This window comes from Tardiphaga sp. 768_D3_N2_1 (assembly GCF_052076105.1).
GTDB lineage: Bacteria > Pseudomonadota > Alphaproteobacteria > Rhizobiales > Xanthobacteraceae > Tardiphaga.
In genome coordinates, this window is record NZ_CP197245.1 from 106,999 (window position 1) to 122,331 (window position 15,333).

At 61.3% G+C, this 15,333-nt stretch carries 13 protein-coding genes; 1 reads left to right on the forward strand and 12 read right to left on the reverse strand.

From position 1 onward, the window contains the following. Positions 1-110: 110 nt before the first annotated feature. The 9 genes from AB8A27_RS00500 to AB8A27_RS00540 form a co-directional block, all read right to left on the reverse strand. On the reverse strand, positions 111-1,790 hold the full coding sequence (locus tag AB8A27_RS00500; protein WP_441240212.1) for a methyl-accepting chemotaxis protein: 1,680 nt from the start codon (positions 1,788-1,790) through the stop codon (positions 111-113). A 197-nt stretch (positions 1,791-1,987) separates the two neighbouring features. After that, a complete protein-coding gene (gene serA, locus AB8A27_RS00505; RefSeq protein ID WP_441240213.1) occupies positions 1,988-3,577 on the reverse strand; it encodes a phosphoglycerate dehydrogenase in 1,590 nt (529 codons plus the stop codon). Positions 3,578-3,837: 260 nt separating this feature from the next. Then, complete coding sequence (locus tag AB8A27_RS00510) at positions 3,838-5,010, reverse strand: phosphoserine transaminase (protein WP_441240214.1); 1,173 nt, start codon at positions 5,008-5,010, stop codon at positions 3,838-3,840. Between the two features lie 140 nt (positions 5,011-5,150). Continuing rightward, on the reverse strand, positions 5,151-5,564 hold the full coding sequence (locus AB8A27_RS00515) for a GNAT family N-acetyltransferase (protein ID WP_441244790.1): 414 nt from the start codon (positions 5,562-5,564) through the stop codon (positions 5,151-5,153). A 56-nt stretch (positions 5,565-5,620) separates the two neighbouring features. Beyond that, entirely contained in the window at positions 5,621-6,202 is a 582-nt protein-coding gene (locus AB8A27_RS00520) for a glutathione S-transferase family protein (protein ID WP_441240215.1), read from the reverse strand. 94 nt (positions 6,203-6,296) lie between these two features. Further along, a complete protein-coding gene (locus AB8A27_RS00525; protein WP_441240216.1) occupies positions 6,297-7,139 on the reverse strand; it encodes an outer membrane protein in 843 nt (280 codons plus the stop codon). 153 nt (positions 7,140-7,292) lie between these two features. Next, positions 7,293-8,165, reverse strand: a complete 873-nt coding sequence (locus tag AB8A27_RS00530) for an outer membrane protein (protein ID WP_441240217.1) — start codon at positions 8,163-8,165, stop codon at positions 7,293-7,295. Between the two features lie 464 nt (positions 8,166-8,629). Continuing rightward, positions 8,630-9,976, reverse strand: a complete 1,347-nt coding sequence (gene glmM / locus AB8A27_RS00535) for a phosphoglucosamine mutase (protein WP_092138918.1) — start codon at positions 9,974-9,976, stop codon at positions 8,630-8,632. A 244-nt stretch (positions 9,977-10,220) separates the two neighbouring features. Continuing rightward, complete coding sequence (locus AB8A27_RS00540; RefSeq protein WP_441240218.1) at positions 10,221-10,430, reverse strand: hypothetical protein; 210 nt, start codon at positions 10,428-10,430, stop codon at positions 10,221-10,223. 123 nt (positions 10,431-10,553) lie between these two features. Here AB8A27_RS00540 and AB8A27_RS00545 point away from each other — a divergent pair, with 123 nt between their 5' ends. Further along, positions 10,554-11,693 (forward strand): alpha-hydroxy acid oxidase, encoded by a 1,140-nt coding sequence (locus AB8A27_RS00545; protein ID WP_441240219.1) that lies wholly within the window; start codon positions 10,554-10,556, stop codon positions 11,691-11,693. 169 nt (positions 11,694-11,862) lie between these two features. On the opposite strand, the gene AB8A27_RS00550 is transcribed toward AB8A27_RS00545, so the two are convergent. The 3 genes from AB8A27_RS00550 to AB8A27_RS00560 all read right to left on the reverse strand — a co-directional run bounded on the left by AB8A27_RS00550 (position 11,863) and on the right by AB8A27_RS00560 (position 15,324). Beyond that, on the reverse strand, positions 11,863-12,492 hold the full coding sequence (locus tag AB8A27_RS00550) for a hypothetical protein (RefSeq protein WP_441240220.1): 630 nt from the start codon (positions 12,490-12,492) through the stop codon (positions 11,863-11,865). Between the two features lie 72 nt (positions 12,493-12,564). After that, entirely contained in the window at positions 12,565-13,410 is an 846-nt protein-coding gene (locus AB8A27_RS00555; protein WP_441240221.1) for a shikimate dehydrogenase, read from the reverse strand. A 168-nt stretch (positions 13,411-13,578) separates the two neighbouring features. Beyond that, positions 13,579-15,324, reverse strand: a complete 1,746-nt coding sequence (locus AB8A27_RS00560) for a SulP family inorganic anion transporter (RefSeq protein WP_441240222.1) — start codon at positions 15,322-15,324, stop codon at positions 13,579-13,581. Positions 15,325-15,333 lie beyond the last annotated feature (9 nt).

Genomic DNA, 15,333 nt, shown 5'->3' on the forward strand with positions numbered 1-15,333 from the left:
CTGCCATACGACGCACCGGGAATGCAGCTGCGATTGTAGATCGCTAAAGCGATGTGCCAGCTTCATCTCTCCCGGGCGCAGGCAAGCCGCACCCGGGAGGAAGATTTGACTTAGGCCGCCCTCACCTTGCTGAGGAAGTCGTCGACTGCGGTACGCAGCATGCCGGACTGGCTCTCCAGCTCCCGCGCATTCGACAGCACCTGCGATGCCGCCGAACCGGTTGCTTCTGCTGCGCTGCTGACGCCGCCGATATGATTGCTGATCTCGTTCGCACCCGCCGACACCGACTGGATGTTGCGCGCGATTTCCTGTGTCGCCGTGCCCTGCTGCTCCACCGCCACAGAGATCGTGTTGGTGATCTGGCTCATCTGGGCAATGGTGCCCGTGATGGCGCCGATCGACGCCACCGCCTCGCTGGTCGATGCCTGCATGGCGGCAACCTGCGCCGAGATTTCCTCGGTGGCCTTGGCAGTCTGGCTGGCCAGCGCCTTCACTTCGGATGCCACCACCGCGAAACCACGACCGGACTCGCCGGCGCGTGCGGCCTCGATGGTCGCATTCAGCGCCAGCAGATTGGTCTGCGAGGCAATGCTGTGGATCAGCTGCACGACCTCGCCGATCTTCTCAGCGCCGCTCGACAGGATCTGAACGGTCGCATTGGTACGTTCAGCATCGCTCACCGCCTTGCTCGCGATCTCGCTGGAGGCCGACACCTGACGCAGAACTTCGCTGACGGATGCGGACAATTCCTCCGCAGCCGACGCAACCGTGCTGACATTATCGGAGGAGCGCGTCGAAGCCGCGCTCACCGTCGCGGCGCGCGAGCTTGCATCGCTTGCCGTCGCCGTCATCGACTGCGCAGTGCTCTGCATGCCGACCGCCGCGGTCGAAACCGAGCGAACGATACCGGTGACGCTGCGTTCGAAATCGGTCGCCATGGCTTCCATGGCGGCGCGGCGCTCGGCCGCGATACGGCCCTGCGCATCCGCCTCGACCTGTTCGAGCGAGCGGATACGCAACGCATTGTCCTTGAACACCTGAACCGTCTTGGCCATTGCGCCGACTTCATCGCCGCGGCCGACGCCGGGGATATCCTCATCCAGCGCGCCATTGGCCAGCGATTCCATGCGCGACCCCAGCATGCCGAGCGGCCTGGTGATGCTGCGTCCAATCAGCCAGGCGATCACGCCTGCCACGGCGGCGATAGCGAGCATCGCCAGGCCGAGCGCCCAGATGATCGGCTTCAGATGCTCATCGAGATCGTCGAGATAGGCGCCGGTGGCGATGAACATGTTCCAGCCCGGAAGAGCTGCCGCATATCCCATCTTGCGCGACGGCACCGTCGTGTTCGGCTTCTGGAATTCGTAGGTCAGGATCTTGGTGCCGTTGGCCGCGACGCCGTCACGAAATTCACGCGTAATGGCAACGCCACTGACCTTGACGTCCAGCCGGTTGGATCCCGCCTTGAAGCCCGGCAGATGAACCACCTCACCGTCCATCGTATAGATGAAGAGATAGTTGCCGTTGTCATAGGTCATCGGCTCGATGCGGCGTACCAGTTCGGCAGTCGCGGCCTCCTTGGTGAGCTTGCCTGCTGCGACATCCTTCTGGATGCTGGCCGCTACGTTGGTCCCGATTTCGACGATCGACTTCAGCTGCTCGGTGCGCGCGGAGAGCATCTCGCTCTTGACCATATAGGCGGCCAGGATGCCCGCGGCGCAGAGGCCGATCATGGTGACCGCCACCAGAACGACGAGCTTGTACGTAATACGGATGTTGGCGAGCTTCACGGCTGTATTCCCCCGAGCGTGCGATTTTCGATCGCTGATTCCTCGGAGTAAACGTACCGGGGTAGTGTTCCCAAATCCTTACACCTGCGGGTGGGTAAACTTGTCGCGCCGAGCTGAACGTTAAGATTTTCTACATAACGAAAAATCCCCGCCTTTCGGGCGGGGATTTTGGCAATGTCAGTTCAGGAGCGGGAGTTTCAGAATGTCAGCGCCTTGGCCTGTTTCACCTGCGGCAGCGCCTGCACCTTGCTCAGCACATCGGCCGGCACAGCGCCGTCGATCTCCACCAGCGCGATGGCGTCACCGCCCTGCTCGTTGCGGCCGAGATGGAAGGTTGCGATGTTGACCTTGGCGTCGCCGAGCAGCGAGGCGAACTTTCCGATGAAGCCCGGCTTATCCTCGTTGGTGACATAGATCATCGACTTCCCGAATTCGGCATCGACGCGGATACCCTTGATATCAACCAGCCGCGGCTTGCCGTCATGATAGACGGTGCCGGACACCGAGCGTTCCTGTCGTTCGGTGATCACATTGACGGTGATGAGGCTTTCGTAATCGCTCTGCGCCGCGCGCACGACTTCATCGACCACCATGCCACGCTCCTTGGCTACGGCGGGCGCGGAGACGACGTTGACGTCGCCGAGCATCGGCCGCAGCAATCCGCTCAGTGCTGCAGAGGTCAGGGCCTTGGTCTTCATTTCGGCCACCGCGCCTTCATAGGTGATCTGCACCTTGACAATGCCGGTCTCGGTGAGCTGACCCGCGAACGAACCGAGCTTCTCGGCGAGTTCGATGAACGGTTTCAGCTTCGGCGCTTCTTCCGCGGTGATCGACGGGAAGTTCACCGCGTTGGAGATCGCGCCCGACAATAGATAATCCGACATCTGTTCGGCGACCTGCAGCGCGACATTCTCCTGCGCCTCGGTGGTCGATGCGCCGAGATGCGGCGTGCAGATCACGTTGGGATGGCCGAACAGCACGTTCTTGGTGGCCGGCTCCTCGACGAACACGTCGAAGGCAGCGCCGGCGACGTGTTTGGAGTTCAAGGCATCGACCAGCGCCTGCTCGTCGACCAGACCGCCGCGGGCGCAATTGATGATGCGCACGCCGGGCTTCATCTTGGCGATCGCCGCGGCGTCGATGATGTTCTTCGTCTTCTCGGTGAGTGGCGTGTGCAGCGTGATGAAATCGGCGCGCTTGAGCAGATCATCGAGCTCGACCTTCTCGACGCCGATGTCCTTGGCACGTTCCGGTGACAGGAACGGATCGAAGGCGACGACCTTCATGCGCAAGCCCAGCGCGCGGTCGGCGGCGATGGCGCCGATATTGCCGCAACCGATCACACCCAGCGTCTTGCCGGTGATCTCGACGCCCATGAAGCGGTTCTTCTCCCACTTGCCGGCCTGTGTCGAGGCATCGGCCTGCGGGATCTCGCGCGCGAGCGAGAGCATCAGCGTGATTGCGTGTTCGGCAGTCGTGATCGAATTGCCGAACGGCGTGTTCATCACGATGATGCCCTTGGCGGTCGCCGCAGGGATTTCGACATTGTCGACGCCGATGCCGGCGCGGCCGATCACCTTCAGGCGCGACGCCTTTTCGAGGATCTTTGCAGTGGCCTTGGTGGCCGAGCGGATGGCGAGGCCATCATAGTTGCCGATGATCTCGGCGAGCTTGTCCTTGTCCTTGCCGAGGTTCGGCTGGAAGTCGACGTCGATGCCGCGATCTTTGAAGATCTGGACGGCGGCGGGAGAGAGAGCATCGGAAATGAGAACTTTGGGGGCGGTCATGGGATGTGATCCTCGAAATTTGAGCCGGTATAGGCGCGACAAACGCAGCAGGCTCCTTCTCCCCGTACTTACGGGGGGAAGGCATCGGCGACCTCCGGTCGCCGTCTTAGCTCGAAGAACGCCGCCACAAAGCGGCGGCTATGATGAGGGGCCGCTTCGGCCCCTGGAATTCAGATGTGAGGAGACGACGTGCCATACCCCTCACCCGCCGCGAAGACGCGGCGATCTCTCCCCGTCAAGGACGGGGAGAGATTATGAGGTCAAGCCGCCTTGGCGAGCGAGGCCTTGGTCTCGGCAAAGGCCCAGTCGATCCACTGCGTGAGGATTTCGACGTCCCTGGCTTCAACCGTGGCACCACACCAGATGCGCAGACCAGCCGGCGCATCGCGATAATGCGCGAAGTCGAAACCGGCATTTTCCTTCTCGACAGCCGCGACCAGCTTCTTGGCGAAGTCAGCCTGTGCGTCCGGCGAGAGCGCGGTGATCGCAGGATCGATCACCTTCATGCACACCGACGTGTTGGAACGGATCGCGGGATCGGCCGCGAGGAAATCCACCCACGGGGTCTTTGCCTTCCAGTCGGCAAGCACCTTGGTGTTGGCATCGGCACGCGCGATCAGCGCCTTGAGGCCACCGACGGACTTGGCCCAGCCAAGCGCATCGAGATAGTCCTCAACGCACAGCATCGACGGCGTGTTGATGGTCTCGCCGACAAAGATGCCTTCGTTGAGCTTGCCGCCCTTGGTCATGCGGAAGATCTTCGGCAGCGGCCACGGCGGCGTGTAGCTCTCCAGACGCGCGACGGCGCGCGGCGACAGAACGAGCATGCCATGCGCGGCTTCGCCGCCCAGCGCCTTCTGCCAGGAGAAGGTGACGACATCGAGCTTCGCCCAGTCGAGCGGCTGCGCGAAAGCGGCCGAGGTCGCGTCGCAGATGGTCAGGCCTTCGCGGTCGGCCTTGATCCAGTCGGCATTCGGTACGCGCACGCCGGAAGTCGTGCCGTTCCAGGTAAAGACGATGTCCGACTTCGGATCGGCCTTCGACAGATCGGGAAGCTCGCCATAACCGGCGTGCAGCTTGGTGACGTCCTTGAGCTTCAGCTCCTTGACGATGTCCGAGACCCAGCCTTCGCCGAAGGATTCCCAGGCGATGGTGGTGACGGGACGCGCCCCAAGCAGCGACCACAGCGCCATCTCGACAGCGCCCGTATCCGATGCCGGCACGATACCGATGCGGTAATCTGCGGGCACTTCAAGCACTTCACGCGTCAGATCGATCGCGAGCTTGAGCTTGTTCTTGCCGATCTTCGCGCGGTGCGAACGGCCAAGAGCGGCGTCGGTGAGTTTTTCGGGGGTCCAGCCGGGGCGCTTGGCGCAGGGGCCGGAGGAGAAATGCGGCACGTTGGGCCGCGAAGCGGGCTTCGCTGCAGTCATATTCTATCCTTCCAGATAGCTAGCCTCCCGTTGGGGGGAGGTGTCCCGCTGGCGTGGATATGGGAACCAATCCGGAGCGTCAAGCGACTTCCGGCCTATCACGCGTGATTGATGGCCGGATGACGCTGCCTGACGCAGGATCATTGTCCGTTGAAACGCAGCGTCATGCCCACATGGCTGTCAGCGAAGCCGAGCCGCTTGTAGAATCGCTGGGCATCGACCCGGGTCTGATGGGTCAGCAGTTCGACGAGTTTGCATCCCCTCGCCTGCGCCTCGCCGATGGCCCATCGCACCAGTTGTTCGCCGATGCCCTGGCTGCGCAGCGTCGTCGACACACGAACATCCTCGATGAGCGCACGCGAAGCGCCCTGCGAGCTCAAGCCCGGCAGGATGCAGAGCTGCAGGCATCCGACCACGCTGCCGTCGCCGCCTTCTGCAACCATCAACTGGATATTCGGATCACGCGCGACCTTGTCGAAGGCCTCGTAATAGGATTGCGGCAACGGATCCTCGATGCGCTCACGGCCACGGCCGAGCGCATCATCGGCCAGCATCGCCACGATCGCGACGACGTCCTCGCGGCGCGCAGGCCGTAGCTTGATCTGCGGTTTCACGAAATACCCAATGCCTTCTCGCTGTCAGCGATCCAGCGCCTGATCGATGCGTAACCATCGAGATGGAAGCCGCCCTCATGGGCAACGCGCGTATAGGCCAGCAACGACGCGTCGGCCAGCGAAACGCGATCTCCGACAAGGAAGCGCGATGTTGTCAGATGATGCTCCATGCGCGCCAGCGCGAAATAGCCGCGCTTGAGCTTCTCGGGGTCGAGATCCGAAATGGCCTTGCCGAGATAGACGATCTGATAGCGGCACACCGCGATATAGGGCTCGTGGCTGTATTGCTCCCAGAACAGCCATTCATCCATCTTGGCGGCATCATAGGCATCGGTCGGGATCAGATCGCTGCCACGCGCGAGATATCGGATGATGGCGTTGGATTGCGCGAGCGGGCGGCCGTCGCCGAGCACGATGGTCGGCACCTGTCCGGCGCCGTTAAGCGCCAGAAACTCCGGCGTCCGGCTCTCGCCTTTGCTGGTGTCGACATCGATCCACGCATAGGGAAGCTTGAGGTGATCGCTCACCCACTTCACCTTCAGGCAATTGCCGGAATTCAGGTCACCGTAGATTTTCATGATGGCTGCCCCCGCTCTTGAAGCGGAAAAGCAGCATCTGGATCGAATGATGTCAACAAGATCGAAGCCACGCGGGACGCGGCCTCGCCAAATATCAGAACCGGTAGCCGACGCCTGCGCGTACGGTGTTGATGGTGGTATCAACCGCGGATGTGAAGCGGATGTATTCCCACTCACCGCGCAGGAACAGACCGCCGACGAGATTGACGTCAACACCGAGGCCTGCAGTGTATCCATAGATCAGGCGGTTATATTGCCCGCTGGTCGCGGACAATGGCTGCCTTGGCCCGAGCAGACTTGGCGGGGTGGTCGATGCCGGCCCCGCGGTAACGTCCCCGTCGATCCTGACCGATCGGACCGTATCAGCCTGACCGAGCGCAAGGCCGCCAAACATATAGGGCATGAAGCCGCCCCAGACGTAGCCGGCGCGTGCGCGGAAGGTGCCTATATCAGTGATGTTGATCGAACTCGTCGCCGACGACGTGACGGAATGATAGTCACCATCCGACAGTGGCTGAGAGCTTATGCGGGACATCGTGCCCGTCGATGAACCGCCGAACTTGCCGTGCAGATAGCTCATTTCAAGGCCGATAACGACATCATCCCACTGCGAATTGTAACCCGCAAAGGCACCATAGCCGTGGCCATGTGACGACTGTTTCGAGAAGCTTAGCGGCCATTGCGACACGCCCATCTCGTTTTCGACCAGAGTATTGGCGAGCAGGGCCCCCGTCATGTTCGAATTCGAGCCCGTGAACTTCTCGTCGGAAGTGCCGTATCCGGCCTGGCCGCCGATGTAGAAGCCCTCCCAGATCGGCCGCGGAGCAATCGGCCCGTCCTGGAGGGAGCCGCGCAAGAATGGGAGTTCCGGCATGTCGGCCGCTTGAGCGGTTTGCACGGCGCCCAGCAGTGCTGCAGCGATCAGAAGTCTACGCATCACGACAATTCCTCAACTCACCGAACTGTCCCGATCATCCGCTGTTAACCTTAATCATTGGTTGCAATCATACCATCAGCGCAAAACAAAACGGCGCGGGAAGCTCCCGCGCCGTTAAGATGTCTTAAGATAGTTGAGGCGATGAGCGCTCGCTTAGCCCTTGCGGATCAACGGCGGCGGCGGCGCATAGGCCGGCGGGCTGTCGAGATTCCAGCGCACGCCGAGCTTCAGGTCATGCGAGGTGATGTCCTTGAACTGCATCGCCACGCCGCGGGTGAAGCCGTCATAGGTCGAGACCGGTCCAGTCTGGCCATCGCCGAGATTCATGTAGCTGTAGCCGAGTTCGACGGTCATTGCCGGATTGACCTTGTAGGCCAGACCCGTGTGCAAGGCCCATGCGAAGTTCCACTTCGATGCTGCCGGTGCGCTGGCATAGCTCGGGAACGGGCCGCCGATGAAGGGCACGCCGCCGGCGGAGCCAACATTGATAGCACCGTTATCCGTGTAGTTCCCGATATTGACCCGCGCCATACCGACACCGGCGCCGACGAACGGGGTCACGCACCACCAGGTGCCGAGATCGACGTAACCATTGGCCATCACCACCCATTCGGACTTGGTGGCGTTGTAGTTATTCACACCGGTACCAACGAGACCGCTCGACGGGAACGTCACGTGATCGGTGCCCTTGAAGTTCGAATTGCCGCGATACTGGCCGGTGATGTCACCGCGGAACCAGTTGTTGAACTGATAACCGACACCGAGCTGGAAGATGCCAGCCGTATCGAAGGCGGTGGTCTGCTGAAGCGAGAGGAGACTGGCGTTGCGACCGTCACCCATCTCGATGTTCTTGACGCGCTGATTGCTGAAACCGATATCGCCGCGCAGGTACCAGCCACCGAAATCTTCGACCGGGGGCGGAGCATACATCTGCGGGGGCGGGGCAATAGGCATGTCGGCAGCGAAAACAGCGGTCGACATCAGGGAAGCCGCGCCGGCGGCCAGAATGAATTTAACGCTACGCATTGGCTTCGTCCTTTTGGGCCAAAGAGGCAACTAATGGAGGCCTCACACTCGGAAACTCACAATCGGACGATGACACCAACTCCTTAAGCGGCACTTAACCCTAACTTTTAAGGTTGATATTTGGTGACGAAAATGCACGCAAGTCCCATCACGCCGCTGCGTCGCCACAGTTACTAACAATGTCTTGCTATCAAAACGCGCTATAATGCATCGCGGCGGCGCCAGGTGTTAACGTGGGCGACCGATCGGTTAACAAACTATAACAAACTGGAAACAGGACTGCGCGAGCACATCACGCGCCGCATGTCGTCCCCGCGAAGGCGGGGACCCATAACCACGGTCAGTACAATTCAAACGGCAGAGCTATAACGACCGCGTCACTATTGCTTCGACAGCGGCTATGGGTCCCCGCCTTCGCGGGGACGACAATTGAGAGATCTGCGGACTAACTGAGAGAGTTGCACTTACGCCGCGGCTGCGTGGCCCAGCGCGTCAACGATGGCATCCACCACTTCCTCGACCATTACGCGGTCATCGCCCTCTCCCATCACGCGGATGACCGGCTCCGTGCCCGACGGGCGGATCAGGAGACGACCATGGCCGTTGAGGCGCTGTTCGCCGGCGGCGATGGTGGACCTCACATCCGCATCATCGAGCGGCTTGCCGCTGCGATAACGCACATTCTTCAGGATCTGCGGCAGCGGATCGAACAGGTGGCAGACTTCCGACACCGGCCGACCGAGCTTGGTCACCACGGCCAGCACCTGCAGCGCGGCCACGAAACCGTCGCCTGTCGTCGCATGATCCGACATGATGATGTGGCCGGAGGGTTCGCCGCCGACATTGTAACCCTGCTGCAGCATCTGCTCGAGCACATAGCGATCGCCCACCGCGGTGCGGATGAGGTCGATGCCCTGCCCCTTCAGGAAGCGCTCCAGACCAAGATTTGACATCACGGTGGAGACGATGCCCGGCTTGGCCAGCCGCCCGTCTTCCTTCCAGCTCTGCGCAATAACCGCGAGCAACTGGTCGCCATCGACCAGATGGCCACGCTCGTCGACCATGATCAGCCGATCGGCGTCGCCATCCAGCGCAATGCCGATATCGGCGCGCATCTCGCGCACCTTGCGGCTCAGCGCTTCCGGCGCGGTCGATCCGCATTCCTTGTTGATGTTGAAACCGTCCGGCTCGACGCCGATGGAGATGACGTCCGCACCGAGCTCCCAGAGCGCTTCCGGCGCGACCTTGTAGGCGGCGCCATGGGCGCAATCGATGACGACGCGCAGGCCATCAAGGCTGAGATTGCGCGGCAGCGTGCGTTTGGCGAATTCGATGTAGCGATCATGCACCCCGTCGATGCGGCGTGCGCGACCGAGGCTGGCGCTCTGCGACAGTTTCTTGTCGAGATTGTCGTCGAGCAATTCCTCGATCTGCTTCTCGACATCGTCCGACAGCTTGAAGCCGAGCGGCCCGAACAGCTTGATGCCGTTGTCCTCGAACAGATTGTGCGATGCGGAAATCATCACACCAAGATCGGCGCGCATCGACTTGGTCAGCATCGCCACGGCGGGCGTCGGCATCGGCCCGACCAGCAGCACGTCCATGCCGACCGACGTGAAGCCTGCCACCAGCGCATTTTCGATCATGTAACCGGACAACCGGGTGTCCTTGCCAATCACGACACGATGGCGGTGTTCGCCGCGCTGAAACACAAGACCTGCCGCCTGACCGACCTTCAGCGCCAGCTCCGGCGTGATCAAACCATTGGCGCGGCCGCGAATGCCGTCTGTCCCGAAATATTTACGGCTCATGGTAACCCCCAATGCCCTCGCGCCTTGCGCGAAAGCTCAAAAACCCGTCTCAGGCAACTCACCATTGGCGGCGCCATACATGTGACGGACTTATAAGGCTCCGGCCCCTAAAATCGCTTCAAAAAATATGATGAATCATTACCAAGCCCGAAGCGGGAAATCAACTGCAATCCATTGATATTACTTGTCTATCACCTTCGAGGTAATACCTTCGATGGAGCGCCGGCTGATGGAACCGGCCGGCTCAGCCCTTTCGCTTGATATGCGCGTCCGCCTTTGAATGGGCAGGCTGGGTCACACTGACCGGATCGGAGCCCGGAAAAGTCTCTTCCAGCCCTTCGTCCAGCGCAACTTCCAGCTGTCGCTTTTCTTCATCCGTGGCTGCCTTGCCGGCTCCATGAGCCGCCGGTTTTGTCGCTGGATTTGTCGTTGGATTTGTTTTGGAGCCGGACATTCTGCCCTCCTTCAATTTCGACGACATTCCGATGACAAGGATGATATGGCGGACCGCCTAACCATGCTAGATGACACCGAAACAAGCAAATACAAGCAAAGACAAGGACGGCTGGGACATCTCATGAAGCATATCACCTGCATCGAAGATCTTCGTCTTGAGCACAAGCGCAACGTGCCAAAGGCGTTCTTCGATTACGTCGACCATGGCTCCTATAGCGAAGACACCTTCCGCGCGAATTGCGAGGATCTGCAGAAGCTGAAATTCCGTCAGCGCATTCTGGTCGACATTGCCAACCGCGACACCTCGACAACCATCCTCGGCGAAAAGGCCACCATGCCGCTGATCTGCGCGCCGGTCGGCTCAACCGGCTTGCAATATGGCGACGGCGAAATTCACGCCTGCCGGGCGGCGCAGGCGTTCGGAATCCCGTACACACTCTCGACAATGTCGATCAATTCGATCGAAGACCTCGCCGAGAATGTCGAGAAGCCGTTCTGGTTTCAGCTCTATGTCATGAAGGATCGCGGCTTCATCAAGGAGCTGATCGAGCGCGCCATCAAGGCGAAGTGCAGCGCGCTGGTGCTGACCGTCGACCTGCAGGTGATCGGTCAGCGCCATGCCGACATCAAGAATGGCCTGTCGGTGCCGCCTCAGATCATGAATGTGAAGAACCTGATCGATTTCATGAGCAAGCCCGGCTGGCTGGTGCGCACGCTGAAAGCCAAGCGGCGCAACTTCGGCAACATCGCCGGCTTCGTGAAGAACACCGACGATCTCGGCTCCGTGGCGGAGTGGACGGCATCGCAATTCGATGCGTCGCTGAACTGGAAGGACCTCGACTGGATCCGCAGCATCTGGCCCGGCAAGATCGTGATCAAGGGCATTCACGATGTCGAGGATGCCCGCGAAGCGGTGAAGGTCGGCGCGCAGGCGATGGTCGTCTCCAACCATGGCGGACGTCAGCTCGACGGCGCGCCGTCGTCGATCTCGGTATTGCCGGGGATCGTCGATGCGGTCGGCTCGGATATCGAGGTGATGTTCGACAGCGGCATCCGCTCCGGGCAGGACGTGATGCGCGCGCTCGCCCTCGGCGCGAAGTCCTGCATGATCGGCCGCGCCTATATCTACGGTCTCGGTGCCTATGGCGGCCCTGGCGTGACCAAGGCGCTGAACATCCTGCGCAACGAACTCAGCGTCACCATGGGCCTGTGCGGCGTGAATTCGATCGCCGAGATCGACAAGCACGTGCTGGTGGGATGAAAAACGCATTCTCCGCGTGTCGTCCCCGCGAAGGCGGGGACCCATACACGCTGGAGAGAAGATAAGAGAACTGTCGGCGTAGCTCTGTGGTTTCAACTACGCCGACCGTGGTTATGGGTCCCCGCCTTCGCGGGGACGACATATTGATGGGCCTTACCGCACACCAATCTCACATCGGCGGCGTCAGGCCATCCAGCCCGACATTGACCCGCGCCGTCTCGAAAGTGCCGTCATCCTTTTTGGTTGCGCCCATGATGATGATCTTGGCGCCGGGCTTGAGTTCATCCTTGTTGCCCGGCACGAATGTCACGATCGGCGTGTCAGGCGTCACGGTTACTTTCTTTTCCCCGTCCTTGTACTTCACCGTCACCGTCTGGCCATCGGAGGCTTCGACCTTCTGATCGACGGTGGCATTGGTCATGCTGCTATTGGGGCGCAGATCCCAGGGGCGCGAGCCTTCGCCGGTGCCGCGCATCGCTTCCGGAAAGATATGGATCGCGATGGCCTTCTGCGACCCATCGGCCTGCGGCATGCCGGTCACGCCGATATAGGAGCCGGGTTTCACCTCAGCCATTGTCGTTCTGACAATGCCGGTCACGCTGACATTGTCCGTCATCTTCACTTTGCGTTCGTCGCCATCGCGGGTCTTGATCGTCAGCACCGCGCCATCGACGGCTTCGATAGCCCCGCGAATGCGGACGGGCTGCGGCTGCTGCGCCGATGCAGCGGAGACCAGCAACGAACCAGCGAGAAGTGAGCCCGCGAACAAGCGAACCGAAGTCGATACGATCTGAATCATGGAGGAATTTCCTTTGACGACAGCGCCCAACGCCGCAGATGGAAACCCCAGGGCCAAATAGCTATTCCCGCCTCACGCCACTGTGAGATCGGCTTCGACAATGGCACGCAGTTCCGGTGTCACCTCCGGACGCTGCCCGAACCACAATTCGAAGCCGCGCACGGCCTGATACAGCAGCATGCCGAGACCATCCGCGGTACGGAGGCCCCTCGCGCGGGCTGCGGCGAGCAGCGGGGTATCGAGCGGCACATAAACGAGATCGGCAACGACCGCATGGTCAGGCAACAGATCGAGATCGATGGTCAATGGCGGCTGGCCGTTCATGCCGAGCGAGGTCGTGTTCACCAGCAGGGATGCGCGCGGCAACAGGTTGGTGACATTCTCCCACGCCAGCGGTACCACCCGCGAACCGAATTGCACGGCCATCGCCTCGGCGCGATCGAGACTGCGATTGGCGACGTAGACATGCCTGATTCCGCGCTCGAGCAATCCGAACACCACGGCACGCGACGAGCCGCCAGCGCCGAGAACCAGCGCGTCATCGGCATGGTCCCAGTCATGCGCGCAATGATCGAGATTGTCGATGAAGCCCTCGATATCCGTATTGGTCGCGCGCAACGTGCCGTGGTCGTACCATAGCGTGTTGGCGGCTCCGACCGCGCGTGCGCGGCGATCCGGCGCGGTGAGTTTCAATACGCGTTCCTTGTGCGGGATCGTCACATTGGCGCCGATGTAACCATGCTTGGACAGGTTCATCACGAATTCGGCCACGCCTTCCGGTGGAATCGACTCGATACTGTAACCGCCCGGAATATCCATGCTGCGCAGCCAGTGATGGTGGATCAGCGGCGAGCGCGAATGCGCGGCAGGCCAACCGATCAAACAGGCGGCGCGGGGCTTGGTCTCGTTCGGCATCATCCATCCTTCGCTTCAAGCGGAAGCGTGCCTAGCATAAAAATCATCCAGGGGCTCTTAATCATCAGACGGTTTTGCAGCGCACAGCAAGTCCGACAACCATCAGACGATCAATACCGCAGCTGCGAGCAACAGCGCCTCCGCCAGCAGCAACAGCCATAGGCGATGCCATCAGTGCAAGCTCGCCGCCTCTTGGACCGCTGCAGCCCGTCGGGTCTTGATCTCGCTGACGGCTGCTGCAACGTCAGCGCGATATTTGACCAGCGGCGGTCGCGCACCGTGGGTCAGCAGCGCCCGACGCACACCCTGCGAGGTGCCGGTGAGAATGACGCGGACGCCCTGTCGTTTTGCCTTCTCGGCAATGCCCTTGATGGCATTCGCAGCAGTGGAATCCAGGAAGGGCACCGCGGCAAAATCGATCACGAAAGCCTTGTGGCGATCCGAGAAGCCGTCGAGCACCGAACCAATGGTCGAGGCAGCGCCGAAGAAGAACGCCCCGGTGATGCGATAGACCAGCACATCCGGATCGCTCGCCAGTTTTGCATCGTATGGTGCGCGATCGCCATTGGCATCGTCTGCACGATCGGCAGCGACCAGCGGCCCATCCGCCTCTATCCCCGTAATCTCCGCCATGCGGTTGATGAACAGCACGGCGCCAAGCGCGAAGCCGACCAGGATGCCCTCGGTGAGATCGCGAAAAATGGTCAGCAGGAACGTCGCCAACAGGACCAGCGCATCGCCCCATGACGAACGCAGCAGCATGATGAACTCATGCTTCTCCGCCATATTCCACGCCACCACCGCCAGCACGGCGGCCAGCGACGCGAGCGGAATATAGCTCGCCAGTGGCGCTGCGATCAGGATGAACGCCAGCAGGAACACAGAATGCAGCATGCCCGAGATCGGCCCATGCGCGCCGGACCGGACATTGGTCGCGGTCCGCGCGATGGTACCGGTCACGCAGATTCCTCCAAACAGGGCTGCACCGATATTGGCGACGCCTTGCGCCACCAGCTCGCAATTCGAGCGGTGCCGCCGCCCGGTCATGCCATCGGCAACAACCGCCGACAAAAGCGATTCAATGGCGCCGAGCAGCGCGAAGGCAATGGCATCGGGCAGGATCGCCTGCAATTTGGCGAAGGACATCGCGGGCAGCGTCGGCAGCGGAAACGATTGCGGAATGCCTCCGAAGCGGGTGCCAATGGTTTCCACGGGCAGCGCCAACAAAGCTGCCGCGACGGCGCTCACGACCACCGCGATCAGAATGCCGGGCCACGATGGCCGCAGCGCCCGGAGCCCGACGATGATCACGAGCGAGACGATGGTCACGGCAACGGCCGCGGCGTTCATCGTCGGCAGTGCGGGACCTATAGCCTGCAGCTTGGGAATGAGATCTCCCGGCTCCTTGCCAGCCAGCGTCAACCCCAACAGATCCCTGATCTGGCTGGCGAAGATGATGACGCCAATGCCGGCTGTGAAACCGACCGTGACCGGATAGGGAATGAACTTGATGTAGGTGCCGAGCCGGAGATAGCCGGCCGCCATCAGAAAAACGCCCGACATCATGGTGGCGAGGATCAGCCCATCGATCCCATGGCGGCTCACGGTGGCAGCCACCAGCACGATGAAGGCGCCGGCCGGGCCGCCGATCTGGAAGCGGCTTCCACCCAGCGCAGACACAAGGAAGCCGCCGATCACAGCGGTGATGAGGCCACGATCCGGCGACGTCCCCGAGGCAATGGCAATCGCCATCGACAACGGAAGCGCTACGATCGCCACCGTCAAACCAGACAAGATATCGGCACGCAGATCGGCGATACCGTAGCCTTCGCGCAGCACCGTGATCAGTTTCGGCGTGAACAATTCGGCGAAGGTCGGCTGATGCGCCCTCCACGCGCGATTTCTGGACATGTCCATTCCCGACTC

Excerpts from the sequence above, each read along its gene's own strand:
- serA (WP_441240213.1), bottom strand. The coding sequence starts at position 3,577 with ATGACCGCCCCCAAAGTTCTCATTTCCGATGCTCTCTCTCCCGCCGCC.
- AB8A27_RS00510 (WP_441240214.1), bottom strand. The coding sequence starts at position 5,010 with ATGACTGCAGCGAAGCCCGCTTCGCGGCCCAACGTGCCGCATTTCTCC.
- AB8A27_RS00515 (WP_441244790.1), bottom strand. The coding sequence starts at position 5,564 with ATGCTGGCCGATGATGCGCTCGGCCGTGGCCGTGAGCGCATCGAGGAT.
- AB8A27_RS00520 (WP_441240215.1), bottom strand. The coding sequence starts at position 6,202 with ATGAAAATCTACGGTGACCTGAATTCCGGCAATTGCCTGAAGGTGAAG.
- AB8A27_RS00525 (WP_441240216.1), bottom strand. The coding sequence starts at position 7,139 with ATGCGTAGACTTCTGATCGCTGCAGCACTGCTGGGCGCCGTGCAAACC.
- AB8A27_RS00530 (WP_441240217.1), bottom strand. The coding sequence starts at position 8,165 with ATGCGTAGCGTTAAATTCATTCTGGCCGCCGGCGCGGCTTCCCTGATG.
- glmM (WP_092138918.1), bottom strand. The coding sequence starts at position 9,976 with ATGAGCCGTAAATATTTCGGGACAGACGGCATTCGCGGCCGCGCCAAT.
- AB8A27_RS00540 (WP_441240218.1), bottom strand. The coding sequence starts at position 10,430 with ATGTCCGGCTCCAAAACAAATCCAACGACAAATCCAGCGACAAAACCG.
- AB8A27_RS00545 (WP_441240219.1), top strand. The coding sequence starts at position 10,554 with ATGAAGCATATCACCTGCATCGAAGATCTTCGTCTTGAGCACAAGCGC.
- AB8A27_RS00550 (WP_441240220.1), bottom strand. The coding sequence starts at position 12,492 with ATGATTCAGATCGTATCGACTTCGGTTCGCTTGTTCGCGGGCTCACTT.
- AB8A27_RS00555 (WP_441240221.1), bottom strand. The coding sequence starts at position 13,410 with ATGATGCCGAACGAGACCAAGCCCCGCGCCGCCTGTTTGATCGGTTGG.
- AB8A27_RS00560 (WP_441240222.1), bottom strand. The coding sequence starts at position 15,324 with ATGGACATGTCCAGAAATCGCGCGTGGAGGGCGCATCAGCCGACCTTC.